General features: G+C 45.4%; 14 protein-coding genes. 8 read left to right on the forward strand and 6 right to left on the reverse strand.

The features are described from left to right. The first annotated feature begins 112 nt into the window (after window positions 1-112). The 5 genes from EDC63_RS12700 (at window position 113) to grxD (ending at window position 3,514) form a co-directional block, all read left to right on the forward strand. Window positions 113-808, forward strand: a complete 696-nt coding sequence (locus EDC63_RS12700) for a hypothetical protein (protein WP_124945134.1) — start codon at window positions 113-115, stop codon at window positions 806-808. Window positions 809-855: 47 nt separating this feature from the next. Continuing rightward, window positions 856-1,131 carry an HPr-rel-A system PqqD family peptide chaperone gene (locus EDC63_RS12705; protein ID WP_124945135.1) on the forward strand — a complete coding sequence of 92 codons (276 nt, stop codon included), beginning with the start codon at window positions 856-858 and terminating at the stop codon, window positions 1,129-1,131. Further along, the gene (locus tag EDC63_RS12710; RefSeq protein WP_124945136.1) at window positions 1,128-2,042 is read left to right on the forward strand and encodes an HprK-related kinase A; all 915 of its coding nucleotides are present in this window, start codon (window positions 1,128-1,130) and stop codon (window positions 2,040-2,042) included. The genes EDC63_RS12705 and EDC63_RS12710 overlap by 4 nt, the downstream gene beginning before the upstream one ends. Further along, window positions 2,039-3,118, forward strand: coding sequence for a nucleotidyltransferase domain-containing protein (locus EDC63_RS12715; protein ID WP_124945137.1), 1,080 nt, complete (start codon window positions 2,039-2,041; stop codon window positions 3,116-3,118). Before EDC63_RS12710 ends, EDC63_RS12715 begins: the two co-directional genes overlap by 4 nt. 78 nt (window positions 3,119-3,196) lie before the next feature. Beyond that, on the forward strand, window positions 3,197-3,514 hold the full coding sequence (gene grxD, locus EDC63_RS12720; protein WP_124945138.1) for a Grx4 family monothiol glutaredoxin: 318 nt from the start codon (window positions 3,197-3,199) through the stop codon (window positions 3,512-3,514). Window positions 3,515-3,603: 89 nt separating this feature from the next. Here the strand turns inward: grxD and EDC63_RS12725 are convergent, their stop codons facing one another. The 3 genes from EDC63_RS12725 to EDC63_RS12735 all read right to left on the reverse strand — a co-directional run bounded on the left by EDC63_RS12725 (window position 3,604) and on the right by EDC63_RS12735 (window position 10,339). After that, window positions 3,604-5,289 (reverse strand): diguanylate cyclase, encoded by a 1,686-nt coding sequence (locus tag EDC63_RS12725; RefSeq protein WP_124945139.1) that lies wholly within the window; start codon window positions 5,287-5,289, stop codon window positions 3,604-3,606. Between the two features lie 177 nt (window positions 5,290-5,466). Beyond that, window positions 5,467-5,853, reverse strand: a complete 387-nt coding sequence (locus EDC63_RS12730; RefSeq protein ID WP_124945140.1) for a response regulator — start codon at window positions 5,851-5,853, stop codon at window positions 5,467-5,469. Window positions 5,854-5,896: 43 nt separating this feature from the next. Continuing rightward, window positions 5,897-10,339 carry a PAS domain S-box protein gene (locus tag EDC63_RS12735; protein WP_124945141.1) on the reverse strand — a complete coding sequence of 1,481 codons (4,443 nt, stop codon included), beginning with the start codon at window positions 10,337-10,339 and terminating at the stop codon, window positions 5,897-5,899. 400 nt (window positions 10,340-10,739) lie between these two features. Here EDC63_RS12735 and EDC63_RS12740 point away from each other — a divergent pair, with 400 nt between their 5' ends. Next, entirely contained in the window at window positions 10,740-11,159 is a 420-nt protein-coding gene (locus EDC63_RS12740) for an NUDIX domain-containing protein (RefSeq protein WP_124945142.1), read from the forward strand. Here the strand turns inward: EDC63_RS12740 and EDC63_RS12745 are convergent. Together EDC63_RS12745 and EDC63_RS12750 are read right to left on the reverse strand one after the other, a co-directional pair. Continuing rightward, the gene (locus EDC63_RS12745; RefSeq protein WP_124945143.1) at window positions 11,156-12,064 is read right to left on the reverse strand and encodes a fructosamine kinase family protein; all 909 of its coding nucleotides are present in this window, start codon (window positions 12,062-12,064) and stop codon (window positions 11,156-11,158) included. The genes EDC63_RS12740 and EDC63_RS12745 overlap by 4 nt on opposite strands. Before the next feature lie 7 nt (window positions 12,065-12,071). After that, on the reverse strand, window positions 12,072-12,527 hold the full coding sequence (locus EDC63_RS12750; protein WP_124945144.1) for an Rrf2 family transcriptional regulator: 456 nt from the start codon (window positions 12,525-12,527) through the stop codon (window positions 12,072-12,074). Window positions 12,528-12,733: 206 nt separating this feature from the next. On the opposite strand from EDC63_RS12750, the gene EDC63_RS12755 reads away from it, so the two are divergent. Further along, a complete protein-coding gene (locus EDC63_RS12755; RefSeq protein WP_124945145.1) occupies window positions 12,734-13,102 on the forward strand; it encodes a group I truncated hemoglobin in 369 nt (122 codons plus the stop codon). A 26-nt stretch (window positions 13,103-13,128) separates the two neighbouring features. Next, window positions 13,129-14,109 (forward strand): 2Fe-2S iron-sulfur cluster-binding protein, encoded by a 981-nt coding sequence (locus EDC63_RS12760; RefSeq protein ID WP_124945146.1) that lies wholly within the window; start codon window positions 13,129-13,131, stop codon window positions 14,107-14,109. A 19-nt stretch (window positions 14,110-14,128) separates the two neighbouring features. On the opposite strand, the gene EDC63_RS12765 is transcribed toward EDC63_RS12760, so the two are convergent. After that, window positions 14,129-15,301, reverse strand: a complete 1,173-nt coding sequence (locus tag EDC63_RS12765; protein WP_223248160.1) for an HPP family protein — start codon at window positions 15,299-15,301, stop codon at window positions 14,129-14,131. Window positions 15,302-15,631: the final 330 nt, after the last annotated feature.

The following is a 15,631-nucleotide window of genomic DNA, read 5'->3' on the forward strand; positions in this document are numbered from 1 at the left end:
AATTGTGGCACGTTTTTTGCTTATTATTTAGATAATTAATCTCGATTGCCTGTTTAAACATTAATACTCAAACTGGCAACAAGCATACAAACAGAAATTCAAAGGCATTGGTATGACTGACAAAAAACATTCAGAAATCGAACAGACAGACCAGAATATCTCGCATGATGCTGCACAACAAGTTGCGGATAGTTCACGCAGGCGCTTCACCAAATCCGGCCTGGCTGCTTCAAGTATTATTCTGACTCTGGCTAGCAAGCCTGTTTTAGGACAATGGGCATGTCAATCTCCTTCGGGATTCCAGTCCGGTAATGTCAGCTCTCATGGCACGCCAGTGACTTGTAGCGGTCTGACCCCTGGCTACTGGGGAAACCATCCTGAGGTCTGGCCTAAACCTACGTACGATCCCGGCACATGCTGCATTACAACCACAACGACAAAAAGAGGCAAGACAACCACAACCAAGACGTGCTCAGCAACTACGGTAAGTACCAATAGCGCGGATTGGACAGGTGGCACGGCATTTTCCAAAGTATTTAATTGCAACGGAAACGCGATTGCTTACTCAACGTCTTCAATGATGCAAGTCATATGGATGAAGGGTAACCAGGATGCCTACCAATTAGGTGCGCATATTGTTGCGGCAATACTCAATGCTAAAACGGGTAAAACACCTGTTTTAACTGAACAAGCAGTTAAGGACATGTTCAACGAGTGGGCTGCAAAAGGTTATTACGAACCAACTGCAGGTGTTCATTGGTCTGCCTCGGACATTGTTGCTTACCTGAAAACCACCATGCCCTTGTAGAGTTTGTTGGTTGATTTATAACAACAGTTAACACTCACTGCAGTCAGATGTGGCAAGTTGCTAAAAACGCCTCACTCCATTTCCATTCCTGGAACGACGAGTTCGTTGTCTACAATAGCGCTTCAGGTGATACACATCTGCTTGGCATGCTTGCGGCGCAGTCTGTGATAAGATTGCAAGATGCCCCATCCAACATTTCTGATTTATTAGATACAATTTCGCAATTATTGCAAATCCAGCCTGACGATGAACTGAAAGAAATGATTGAAAAGACACTCATCGACTTAAGTTGCCTTGGCATAGTTGAAAATATTACACATTGAATGTCTCTGATTTAAACCATTCTGAACTCCGGTCTTTACTTAAAAGCACCGGACTAACCCTTCAAACCGGTCCATTCATCACCCATATACAATCGTCCATTTCCAGCGTTTCGGAAAATATTGCGCTACTTTACGCTGACCATGCATTGGCAGAAGATAACGGTTTTGCGGATTTTCATGTTCAATTGGCTCCCCCTGGTAATTTAAGACACTGGTTCCGCCCACAGGTATTATTTTCTTTCGATAATCGCATCCCTTTTAAGCCACTCCCCCTTGACCAGGCTTTTCCCATGCTTGAATGGGGGATGAACTGGTGCGTATCGGGGCATTCCCATCAATATCTGATTCTGCACGCCGCGGTACTTGAAATGCAGGGACGGGCTGTCATCCTTCCAGCTCCGCCTGGCTCCGGAAAAAGCACTTTGTGCGCGGCTTTAGCTAATCGTGGATGGCGTTTACTTTCAGATGAATTAACTTTGATCAGTAAAGCGGGTGGCGCTTTGGTCCCCTTATGCAGACCAGTGAGCCTCAAAAATCAGTCCATCCAGGTTATACGGAATTTTGAACCCACAGCGGTGTTAAGCCGTGCGGTTCGGGATACGGTAAAGGGAACAGTTGCTCATATGAAACCACCCGCTACCAGTGTTGCTCAAAGCCAATTGACGGCAATGCCCGCTTGGATTGTTTTTCCCAAGTATCAGGCTGGGGCAGAAACACAATTGGCGATGCAACCCAAATCCCGCGCTTTCATGCAGATGATAGAAAACGCCTTCAACTACAGCTTGTTGGGCGCACAGGGCTTTCACATGATGACTGACCTTATCGACCGGTGTGATTGCTACGACTTCACTTATAGCAATCTGGACGAAGCCATAGCTGTTTTTGCAGATCTGACGCCTCCAGCTATATGAAAGCCGCCAAAACCCTGATCGTCCAAGTGCTGCGCCAGCCTGACAAAATGCAATCAATGAGCATGAAAGAATGGGATCTGCTTATTCGCCAGTCTAGGCATGCGGACATGCTTGCCCATATCTATGCCTTACTGGAACAAAAAAATTTACTCGCCAGCATCCCCACCAAACCCCTGGCGCACCTTGAATCCGCCAATACGGTTGTGAAACGTCATGCGCAAGCTATACGCTGGGAAGTACACAACCTTCGCAAAGCACTTGAGACAGCTGACCTACCCCTTGTATTGTTGAAAGGTGCAGCGTATCTCATAGCTGAACTGCCACCCGCGCGCGGAAGGATTTTTTCGGACGTTGACATTCTTGTCCCCAAAGCAAAGCTAAATCAGGCAGAGGCTGCTTTACGCCTTCATGGCTGGGATGCCAGTCACCATGATGCTTATGATCAGCGCTATTATCGCACGTGGATGCACGAACTCCCCCCCATGATGCACAATCAGCGCCAGAGTGTGGTGGATTTGCACCATAATATATTGCCGGAGACCGCGCGTTTTCACCCTGATCCAGCTAAATTACTGGAATCCGCCATTTCAGCGGGAAATACGCCGCAGATAAAGGTCCTTGCGCCTGTCGACATGGTGCTGCATAGCGCCACTCATTTATTTCATGAAGGTGAGCTGGAACATGGCTTACGCGATCTTACCGACATGGATAGCCTGTTACGATATTTCAGCAGCATCCCTTCATTTTGGGAAGATCTGGATGCGCGCGCAAAGGAAATGGACCTGGTCCGCCCCTTATTCTACGCCTTGCACTATTGCAGCGAGATTCTTGAAACGCCTTTATCAGCCACGATCATTCAAAGCATGAAGCGTTTTCAGCCTGCCTGGCCCTTGGTTAGCATCATGGACGCATTGTATGGGCGAGCACTTTCACCAGTCCACCCTAGCTGTTCAGATTGGTTGACAGGTTTTGCCCGTTGGGCACTCTACATTCGTTCGCACTGGCTGCGCATGCCCGCTGGTTTACTGGCCAGACACTTGTTCCATAAAGCATTTTATTCAAAAAAACCGGAATAATGCCGTTGCTTGACGGGCTACTGCAATTATGTGAAAATAATACTTGAATTTTTTACTAGGTTATTTCAGGATCACACTATGAGCATTCAAGACGTTATTAAAGAACAGGTTACAACCCATCCAGTTGTGCTTTACATGAAAGGTACGCCTCAGTTTCCTCAGTGCGGCTTCAGTTCTACTGCTGCGCAAATTCTGAAAGCTTGCGGCGTCGACGCCCCTTTTACTGTGGACGTATTATCCAACGCAGATATTCGCCAAGGAATTAAAGAGTTTTCAAACTGGCCTACCATCCCGCAACTTTATGTAAACGGCCAATTTGTTGGTGGCTCCGATATCATGCGCGAAATGTATGAGAATGGTGAATTAAAGAAAATGATCGACAACTTGCCTCACTAAGCGAGTCTTAAAAGTCTTTCAATTAAAAACGGGGTGAAATCACCCCGTTTTTAATTTCAGCACTTTCATTAACAAACCCAATTCCAACCCTATTTTTTTTCCGATTTTCTCGCCATTACCACACGATTACGCCCGCCCCGCTTAGCCTCATAGAGCGCCTTATCTGCCGCATTACTGATTTCAGGCGCATTAGAAAACCCTGGAAATTCTGCCAGACCGCAACTGAATGTGACTGAAAAGTTTTCACCCCCACTTTCCGAATATTGTGCAATTTGTTCAAAAGCCTTGCGAATATTATCCAGCGCTGTAAATGCACTTGGCCCATCCGTATCCCTCAGGACAACAGCAAACTCCTCTCCACCATAGCGTCCAATAATATCGGTTTTACGCAGCCGTTGCTGCAAGAGTCGTGACAAACTCTTAATCACCCTGTCCCCAGTGGCATGTCCATAAGTATCATTCACTTTTTTGAAAAAATCGATATCAATCATCGCAAAAACCAGCATTGATTTTTGCCTCTCCGCGCGCATGATTTCAACATCCAGTTCTTCCTTGGTCTTGGTATGATTTAATAATCCAGTCAAACTGTCTCGTACCATAAATGTACGTAAAGTACGGTAACGCTGCACCTTGGAAGTCACTGCGGAAATCAGATGATCAGCCTGAATCGGTTTGGTCAGAAAGTCATCTGCACCAAACTGCATTGCTTCCAATTGTTTATCCATATTGGTTTCTGCTGACAGGAAAACGATGGGCGTGCTGACCAGAGACTCTTGCTGACGTATGATTTTAGCCAGTTCCATCCCGCTGCATCCGGGCATATACATATCCAATAAAATCAGCTCCGGGGTAAAGTCACTGATCGCGTCGAGCATTTTAAACGGATCCGTAACCACAAGGGTTTCCATGCCAGCAGATTGTAGCGTCAAGGCATAAAAGGAAGCTAACGAAGGAGAATCATCCACAATCAACACCTTAAAAGCTTCAGGCAAGACTTCGCTTGTCAGACTGTCCAGCTTGTCGATTAACACGCCTATATCAACCGGTTTCGTAAAGTAAGCTGCCGCCCCTGCGCGGACAGCGGACAAGCGCGCATTGAGATCGCCGCGACTCGAAAGAAAAATAACGGGAATAACGGCTTTTATTTCGTCAGAAAGACCAATTACTGCCAAGGGGCCGGCTATAGCCCCCTCAGGAAACACCACATCCATGATAATGACCATGGGCGTCTTCTCTGCTACTGCAGCGGTTAATAACATTGTATCGTGCAACACTTTCACCGAATAACCAAAATGACCCAGTTGCAGTTCAATGTTTCGCGCCTGGTCAGCATCATCTTCCACTAACAGCACATATCCTTTTTCTTTCTTGACTGGTGCCACTGGATTTGAAGTCTCTGTCTCACCCGACTTGTCTGAATGCTGTGGCGACTCTGCATCAGGTCGATCTGCGGCCAGCATTACGTCATGCCATTGCGCGTTAATGCGTTTTTTTATTTCCTCTGTAATTTGCTCTGCATTTTTGACGTTTTCTGAGATCGTTGTTTCAAGTATTCTTGCCATCTCACTAAGTGCTGTCAGACCAAAAGTTGCTCCGGACCCCGTCAGACTATGCACAAGTCGGTACAGCGTCTGCACTGAATCTGCGTCTAGTTTCTCAGCATGTTGCAACGATTCCCACATGGCACTAATCTCTGCAAGCTTTACCGGAAGATGCTGACGATACTGCTCACGCATTTCGCGTAGTACATCATTAATGTTTGAAGGTGTACTCATTCATAGGCTCCAATTCTGATTCAAACGCTCATACATATATTTCTTAAATTTGGGTGATATTCGTGCGGATCGAAATGTACTGTTGCGGCCCACTCCCATTTTATTTCACCCAATGTTGAGGGGCGTGCCACTTCGTATTTCTGCCACATCTCTTTTATGCGAACCAGAAATTGAGGTTTATCCATTTATACTCTTCCAAATCTTCTTTACCACATCAGCAAGCGTCATCGGGTCGAATGGTTTTGGAATGACATCAATCGCCCCCAGTCTTGTGTATTCCTGAATTTCCTGAGGCTGCACCTTGGCAGTCATGAAAACCACTGGGGTTTGTCTCAACTCTGGCAGCTCTCGCATTGCTTTCAGGGTGGTAGGTCCGTCCATTCCCGGCATCATCACATCCAGCAAAATCAGATCTGGAGAAAATGCCAATACACTTTCCAGCGCCTCTTTTCCCGAACTGCAAACCTGTACTTCAAAACCACCTAAGGCTTCCAATGCCAATTTTGCAACTGCTTGAATATCCGGTTCATCTTCCACATATAAAATGCGCCTTAATTCGGCCACTGGCTTCTCCTTGAAATTGAAAACGAACTATTTATGCTATTTGTCAGTTTTTTACTTTTTGTGTAACCAATTGAGTTATTGTATCCAGTAATTCCTGATTGGAAGTGCGTGATTTCACTAATACTGATGCAACTTGGCCAGCCTCTTTTTGCGCTATATTTGCACCAGAAAATATCATCACAGGTGTGTGGTGATTCAGTTTTTTCAATAAAGGCATCACCGCCATACCAGAACCATCGGGCAGACCCAAATCCAGCACTATCAGATCATAATGCTTCTGACACAACTTTTCCGTAGCTTCTGTCAACGTACTTGCATGATCGAACTCAGCAATTTCATGCCCGATAGAGCTGACAATCTGCCTGATATCCGGGTCATCTTCAATGTGCAATATAACGGGAATACGGGTTGCATCTTTATTTATCACGAGCTCATTTAACTGCTTGAGCAAATTTGTACGATCAATTGGCTTATCAAGCCACCCAACCAGCGCATATCCGTCATTAATTTCAGCGCGCCCTTTTTCTGCCTGGGCAGACACAACCACAATGGGTAGGTGAGCAGTTGCTTCTTGCGCACGTAACTCTCGGATCAGCGCAATACCATCCTGACCGGGCAAACCGATATCCAGCGTCATTGCATCATAGTGATTTTTCTGCAACAACGCCTTTGCCTGCATTGCGTTATGCGCAACATCGCTGGCATATCCCCCTCCGCTTAAAATCAGACCTAACAATACGGCGATATCCTCATCGTCTTCGCATATCAATACACGAAGTAAATTGCCATGCAACGCATTCTCTATACGGGTTAAGCATATACCCGTCTCACAACTTTCTGGCAGCTCAAAATAGAAAACCGAACCCATCCCCTCTTTCGTTTCAAACCCGATCTCACCACCCATTTTTTCAACAATCGCTTTGGAAATACTTAACCCCAGACCTGTACCGCCTTTTTGCCGTGTGTCAGATGAATCTGCCTGAGAGAATTTCTGAAATATGCTGCTTCGGAAAGTTTCAGGTATCCCGGTTCCTTTATCAATCACCATAACCCTGACACCATACTTTCCAGGGCGAACAGCAATTTCGACCTGGCTATTCGCTGGAGAAAACTTGGCCGCATTGGAAAGCAGATTAGTCATCACTTGCAACAACCGATCCTGATCCACCTCAACCTTTACACCATCCAGTGCGGATGTGATTTTAAACGTCACACCATATGCTTCACCATAGGCACGATTCGCTTCAACTGCATGTTCGATAATGGGCATTAAATCCTGTCGCTGCAGATCCAAAACCATTTTCCCGGATTCAATTTTTTCAATATCAAGAATATCATTGATCAAACGCACAAGACGTTCACTGTTTTTATAAGCAATATCTATCAGACTTTTTGCTTGTATTGACAACTCACCCGCCACACCACCTGCCACTAACCCTAGTGCTCCCCGAATTGAAGTAAGCGGCGTTCGCAACTCATGACTGACAGTAGAGACAAATTCATTTTTCAAGCGATCTACCTTTTTACGTTCTGTGATATCGCGAACTATTGCGATAAACAGACCATGCCCATCTACTTCCCTAACCAATTGCAAAAATATTTCCACTGGAAAATCACTACCATCCTTGCATCGGTGAACCGTTTCAAAATTAAGCGATTGTTTCTCACCGGATAAAAGCGGGGCTATCATTTCACGAAATTTTTTCTCAGGTATGAGCGGCTTGATTTGATATGGCGCCATCTGCAAAAGTTCTTCGCTGGTATAACCCATTTTCTCCACCGCGCCTTTGTTCAGATAAACAAATCGCAGGGTATCCGGCTCGAACATGAATAGCATATCCAGCGTGTTATCCAGAATATTTTTAAATCGATTCAGGTTTGCCGTCGCTTGCACGCGTTCGGTAACATCTCTGGAAACACCTACGATCAGACGGTCACCACCGGGAGCGCTTTCCTTTAATCCGCGCAACGAAGTTTCCATCCAGATATAATGGCCTTCAATGCTGCGTACCTGGCACGTCAAAGTGTCCAGTACGTAATTATCCAGCACCATCATCAGTTTCTGCCTTACCATTTCCCTGTCATCCGGATGAATCCATTCAAACAGCGATTTGCCTAACATGGCGGAAGATTCATAGCCCAGTAAGGTTGCGCTGGCAGGGGAAACATAGCTTAACGTGCCATCTGTTGAAAACCGGGAAATCATATCGCTTGAATGCTCCGCCATCATCCGATAGCGTTCCTCACTGTCGCGTAACGCCACCTCAAAGGCTTTACGTTCAGAAATGTCTGAAGCGATTCCCAGAAATCCGGTTATTTCATTGTTTTCGTCCCGTTGCGCTGTCACTGTGAGCAATACAGGCACATGGCTTCCGTCTTTGCGCACATAGGTCCATTCATTTTCATCAATTGAACCTTCCCGCGTTTTCGCTACAAATACTTCAAAGCCCGGTTCGATGTTTTGCCCTAATTCCTCGGATATGATTTTCGCATGTGCAACCACTTCTTCTGGCAAATGAATGATGGCAGGAGTCGCTTTTCCGATTAGCTCCTCCGCCTTATACCCCAGCATCCTTTCTGCAGCTGGATTAAACAACAAAATCGTACCATCCAGTGCCGTGGAAATAATGGCATAGCTTGCGCTTTCCAGAATGGCGCGCTGCAAGCGCATGGTTTTCTGCAATACCTCTTCCGCTTGTTTGCGTTCAGTTACGTCATAAACCACGCCGATTAAACCCGCAAGGGTCCCATCCTCTTGAAAAAATGGTGCCTTGCTGTACATGACATAACGTTCGCCCTGGCGCGTTGGAATTGTCGCTTCAAAAGATTGCGGTTTAAGATCATTGAAAAGCTCTGCATCCTTCTGCAGGTGAAAAGCAGCCACATCGGGATAGTGTTGATAGAGCGCAGAAACCGACTGACCAAGCATATTATCCCTGTCTATGCCAAAAAACTCCTCAAAAGCCCGATTAAATCCAAGATAATGCCCAGCCACATCTTTAAAATAGACCGGGGTTGGAATAGTATCCTGAAGTTCGGTAATAAAGCGGACCTGGTCATTCAGCTTCTGCTGTGCCAGTTTCTGTTCAGTAATATCGCGCACCATGCCGGTAAATTTACGCTGATTACCTGTATGTATTTCACCTACTGACAGATCCATCGGGAAAGAAATACCATTCTTACGCAACCCGACCATTTCCTGACCGATTCCAGTACTTCTGTTTTCATTAGTACGCAAAAAACGTTCGAAAAATCCCTCACCCTGACTAGAATCCACCCCAGACATAAGCATATTGAAGTTATTTCCGACCATTTCCTCGGAAGAATAACCAAAAATATTTTGTGCAGCCGCATTGCACGATTCGATAATGCCGTTCTCACTGACAACAACAATGCCGTCTGCTGCTGTATCCACGACTGAACGGAAACGTTCTTCACTCTCCCTGACAGCGCTGGTCATGGCATTTGCCAGCCCAAACGCACGTTCACGGGTACTTAGCAGTGACCATAGCAAAAGCGACAATAACGCAGTAAGCGCCAACCCGGAAATAGCGATTATTTCTGGTGTACCTGTGTCAATATCTGATTCAAAAGCTGGCAAGGAGCTAAAGCGCAGCGTCCAGACTTTACCGTTAAACTCTATTTCTCTCGTATCAGTAAAAAGGGAGTGATGATTACTCTTTATATCATCACTTTTAAACATCTCCTTACTGGCAGACATATCCAGCCCATCATAGATTTGCAAAGCAACATCCGGCGCAGTTTTCCCCAGCACACCCTGCATCAGGTCATTCATTCGAAAAGGACTATATACATAGCCCACCAAAGCGGCTCTACGTTGAGTTACGTTGGCGGGGGCAGCACCACGATATACGGGTAAATACATGAGAAAGCCGTTCTGAACATCACTTTTTGTTTCCTGAAGCAGGATGACTTTTCCGGAAATGGCCGTTTTTCCCGAGTCTCGCGCCATTTCCATGGCGGTACGCCGGGTTACTTCCGAAAACATATCATAGCCAAAAGCACGCTGATTACGCGCATCAAATGGTTCAAGATAAATAATGCTGGTATATTCCGTGCGCGCGCCTGCAGGCTTGACAATATAATCTGGAAAACCTTCACGACGAATCTGTGTAATATGATCAGCTAAATTAGCTGGAGCTATCCACTTCGCAAACCCCATACCCTGAATGCCAGGATAGTTTTCATTCAACTGCAAACTATTTACATAATCATGCCACTCTTGCCTGCTGACATCACTGGAAGCATTAAACAAACCCACACCACCGCGTAATACTTGCTTGTATGCCAGCATCCGCTCATGAATCGCGGATTTAATCCGTATCATTTTAATCTGAAAGCGATCATTCGCAAGGCTCATAGCGCTATCACTGGCATAGCGCCAACCAAAATAGGTTGCGGTCAGGCCTATCAGCACAAGCAACCCGACTAGTAATCTTCCAAAATTGTGACGTTTACTTTTCATGGCCGACGTTATTCCACAATATGATTAACTGTTTTTTTGTTCGCGTGAACACACTTTTCACATAATTTCTCGTTTCACGCAGTCAACACACTCGCACAGCTTGTGTTTAAGGGCATTTCAAATAGCGGGCAAACAGATAACTTATTTTTAAAAAACTTCGTCTTTTCAGTGCTAAATTAGCTTTGTTAACTGCCCAAAGTATTTATATAATTAGTATGGATTTGCATTACTCATTGATTATTAGCAATCTTCAAACTCGCATCAAACCAAACAGGGGTCTCCTCGCTCACACCACGTTCATTTGGAATTGAGCATTTTTATCTTTTTTACCAACGCCATTCATATTAGGTATAGTGCCATATATCATTAAGTATAAGCCAGGCTTTATGATGGAATCCCAGTGAAAATCAAGTCTCTATCTGCCGGTGTTGTGATTGTGCAATATGCTGAAAAAGAGTGGCGATACTTACTGCTGCGCTGCTATCGTTCGTGGGATTTCCCCAAAGGGGCAGTTGAACCTGGCGAAAGTCCTTTTCAGGCTGCACTCAGGGAAGTCCGGGAGGAAACCACGTTGACTGATCTTGAATTCAAGTGGGGAGCGTTGTTTTGCGAAACCCAGCCCTATGGGCAGAAGAAGGTCGCTCGCTATTATCTGGCAGTTAGCCATGGAAACCCGGTATCACTCCCAATCAACCCTGAGCTAGGAAAACCGGAACACCATGAGTTCAGATGGGTTAATTATCGGCAAGCCCTGACACTATTACCTCCCAGGCTGCTTCCCATCATTGAATGGGCCAACCATCTGATACAGACTGATTAATGTATTTCAGCTAACAAGGTATCTATCATTCTTTCGGCCTGCGCCGCATACCCACCACTAAACAGATTAAAGTGGTTCAAGACATGATAAAGGTTGTAGAGGGTTTTACGTGTTTTGTAACCTGCATCCAACGGAAATACTGCATTATAAGCCGCATAAAAATCTGGCGAAAATCCACCAAACAATTCTGTCATGGCAATGTCTGCTTCTCGGTCCCCATAATAAACCGCAGGATCAAAAACTACCGGCTCGCCTTGGCTATCCATCATCCAGTTTCCACCCCATAAATCGCCATACAGCAAAGCTGGTCTGGGCATTTCTTCCGGGAAAAATGCCGCTAAATCCACCATCAGTTTTTCACCCTTGCGCACTACTTCCTTTGCTATGCTATTTTTTAACGCAAGATTCAACTGAAACCCGAGCCGATGTTCGCGCCAAAAATCAATCCAGTTATTCATCAACCCATTTGGCTGTGGCGTATCCCCAATTGTATTGTCTATTCTCCACCCGAATTCCGCCTGGGTAACCATGTGCATATTGGCAATTTTTGTTCCCATTTTTCTATGGCTTGATGCATTGCCTGCGACCATTTCGATATATTCTGTCACCACAAAAGCTGTATTTTCGAACTTGCCACTACATATTGGCTGAGGTACTCGAACTGTATGGGTTCTGGCAATCTCTATCAACCCTGCTACTTCAGCCTCAAACATAGTGAGTTTTTCAGCCTGGTTTGTTTTGACAAAATACCTTTCACCCTGATTATTTTGTACGAAATAGGCATCATTAATACAGCCGCCACTGACGCTCTGCGCTCGAGATATTTCAAATAGTTTCCTGGATGCAACTGAAATTTCTTTTCCTATAGCGATCCATAACGACTTGGATTCACTGTTCAGGGGCATGACCTGTTTACCCTTTTTCCTGGTTTAACTGGAATTTTATATTTTTAGTCAGTACGTTTTTTTTACTAATGGCATCTGCAATCGTGTGTCGATCGAGCTCTTTTAGAAAACTGTTTCTGGCTTCACCTAGTATGGATTTAAGTGCACATACAGGCGTAATTACGCAATGATTTGTCTCCTTATCGAAGCACTCCGCAATATCAAAATCAGGTTCAGTCTGACGCACCACTTCGCCGATAGTTATTTCTGCCGGCAAACGCGCCAAATGCATACCGCCATGTTTCCCCCGTATTGTGTGGATAAACCCACGGATCGCCAGATTGTGCACCACCTTGACCAGATGGTTACGCGAAATCCCGTAAAATTCGGAAATTTGCGAGATCGTACCTAATTCCCCCGGCTTTTTCAGGCTCAGGTAGATGAGGACGCGCAATGAATAATCTGTGTATTGGGTAAGTTGCATTTGATTTCTTATGGCTGGTTTTGTTTTTTATTATATCGCCGATTTACACTTACTTTTGACAAAAACAAGATTTATATTATATGATGCATTTTATATACATCAATATATTTGTATATGCTAATCAACCGGGCGGAAACGCCCTTTATTTTTGTGCATTAACATATATTTAATATATATGTTAATGCAGCTACAAACGGAGTTCATGAATGAATAATACGCTTTTCAACAATTTGGGTGGTGAAGGGGCTGTAGATGCAGCTGTAGATATTTTTTATCGCAAGGTGCTAAGCGATGATCGCATCAGTGATTTTTTTGACGATGTGGATATGGAGAGGCAAGCCGCCAAGCAGAAGGCTTTTCTGACTATGGCTTTTGGCGGCCCTAATCAATACAGCGGTATGGATATGCGCCGTGGCCATGCCCATCTTGTAGCAAAGGGCCTGAATGACTCACATTTTGATGCGGTTGTAGAAAATCTCGCTGCCACATTAAAAGAACTCAATGTCTCGCAAGAATACATTTCTGAAGTCGCTGCACTTTGCGAAACCACGCGCAGCGACGTGCTGGGCAAATAATTAAACACTCCACAGACAGGTACACCATGCCCACCAAGCTATTATTTGAAGACAACACCTACGACTGCAATCAAAATGAGAGCGTGCTTGATGCGTTAATTGGACATGGTGTGCCTGTCCCCCATTCTTGCCGCAGCGGCTCATGCCAGACATGCCTTATGCGGGCCACTAAAGGTACCCCGCCAGAATCAGCTCAAAAGGGTTTAAAAGAAACACTTAAGGCTCAAAATTATTTTTTGGCTTGTTCGTGCCACCCGCAGGAAGATATGGAAATTGCCCTGCCTGATGCGGATGCAGGACGGTTTAAGGCAACAGTCAAAACCGTAGAAACCCTCAGTCATGACATTGTTTGTCTGGGGTTGCATTGTGAGCAACCTGTGGATTACAGAGCCGGCCAATTCATCAATCTGTTCAAAGATTCAACGCTAGGGCGAAGCTATTCTCTGGCTAGCGTACCAACACGCGACACACATTTAAAACTGCACGTTCGCAAAGTACCGGAAGGACGCGTGAGCGGCTGGATACACCACCAACTCAAACCGGGCGATTCAGTAGAAATTAGCCAACCAATCGGGAACTGTTTCTATGTCTCTGGCAACCCTGAACAGGGGCTACTCTTAATTGGTACAGGCTCAGGACTTGCCCCATTGTATGGCATTGCTCTTGATGCGATCACTCAAGGACATACAGGGCCGATTCGGCTCTACCATGGCAGCAGAAATATAGAAGGGCTCTATTTGACAGAAGAGCTGCGCGCGTTGGCCAAGCAACACCCCAATTTCAGCTATACGCCGTGTATTTCAAATACAGAATTTGTTGCCCAGGAAGGATACGCTACTGGCCGCGCTTTAGACGTAGCACTTGCAGATATAAACGGACTTTCAGGGTGGCGTATATTTTTATGCGGAAATCCTGACATGGTAAAATCCGCCAAGAAAAAAGCTTTTTTGTCCGGTGCGGCAATAAAAGACATCTATGCAGATGCGTTTACCTTGGCTGCAGCATAGTTAATTTATCGTTTTCGGGTTATTCGCTTTTAGCTACTGCACCTGCATAGAGCGCTGCAATCAGGTCAGATTGTGTCACCATACCCACCAAGCGCTTTTCTGCATCCACAATCGGAATATGGTGCAACCCCTTTTCAGAAAGCAGTGGCACCAGTTCAACAATATGCATGTCTTGATTTGCGGTAAATACGGGTGTGGCCATGATCTGACCAACCACTTCCGGTTTATCTGAAGCCATACCAGGCGTGCGCTTGATAAACTTGATCAGCTTATCCTCAAAGGTTTCGTAAGTTTTAAGATTCGCGCGTTTCAGAAAATCAACCAACGTCACTATCCCAACTACACGATGTGCTCTATCTACTACCGGCAGTACCTTTATCTTATGAAAACGTAATTGAGCCCACGCTTCTTCAAGCTCGGTACCATATTCCACCGTAACCAAATCGCGTGACATGATGTCTGCGCAATTAATCACACCCATTTTTCGTTGGTAGGAATGCATTCCCGCCATTTTATAAACCTTGCTTAAATCCTCTTCACTGACGTCAAGATAGGCATTGAAATCTTTTAATGCATTGCGCAAATCATCTGAAGTAACGCCCAACCTATCCATCGCTTTCGGGTCATCATGCTTATGAACATCATCCCTCTTTTTCAACGGGCGTGATGGGTAGCGCCTGCCGGGCAGCAGATTATTGATGATCATTGCCCCTGCAAATATCACCAGAACATTCAATGCAACAGGCAACAATACAAAATGAAAGCCAAGTGCCTGAATACTTTCCCCGCCAAGAACAGGTATGAGTGAGACAGCACCTCCGGGTGGATGAAGAGAGTGAGTTAAATGCATGACGATGATAGACAAGGATACCGCCACTGCCGAAGCTAGTACTGGATCATGTAACACTCGGGAACAGGCCACACCGACAATTGCCGACAGTATATTTCCCCCTATCAGCGGCCAAGGTTGCGCTAGCGGGCTATGAGAAGCAGCAAACAGCAGCACAGCTGAAGCACCCATTGAAGCCACCATCAACGGCAAACCGGGACCCGTAATAAAGTGACTGCTGATCAAGCCAACCAGCAGAATACCACCAAAAGACGCCAGGCCGGAGCGCAATTTTTCACCAAGGGACAACGGCGTCGCCTCGGGGATAAAATAAGGAATTAACGTTTTAAAGGATAGTTTCACAAATTATTATTATGATTACCACTAATCAAAATCTGCCCATTTCAAAGCTCAACATACTACGAACAAAAGGTGCATTATAAATGCACTATAATGACCGGTGTCAAGCAGTTGACCGAACACATTTGAGATATAAGCGGTTGTCCTGGCATACATCACAGCACGAACACGCCAATAGGCCCTAACCCTGTACACCCGAACTGTAGCGTAACATCAGAAATGTGGCGCTGTCTTTTTCGGCGGATTCAAGGATGAAGTGCAATTTTGAGTAATGTTGGTTAAGAGGGCGAGATGCGGTAGCATCCGAGCCTTTTTGACCAGCCAGTCGAAATT

It is taken from the genome of Sulfurirhabdus autotrophica, from assembly GCF_004346685.1.
Lineage (GTDB): Bacteria > Pseudomonadota > Gammaproteobacteria > Burkholderiales > SMCO01 > Sulfurirhabdus > Sulfurirhabdus autotrophica.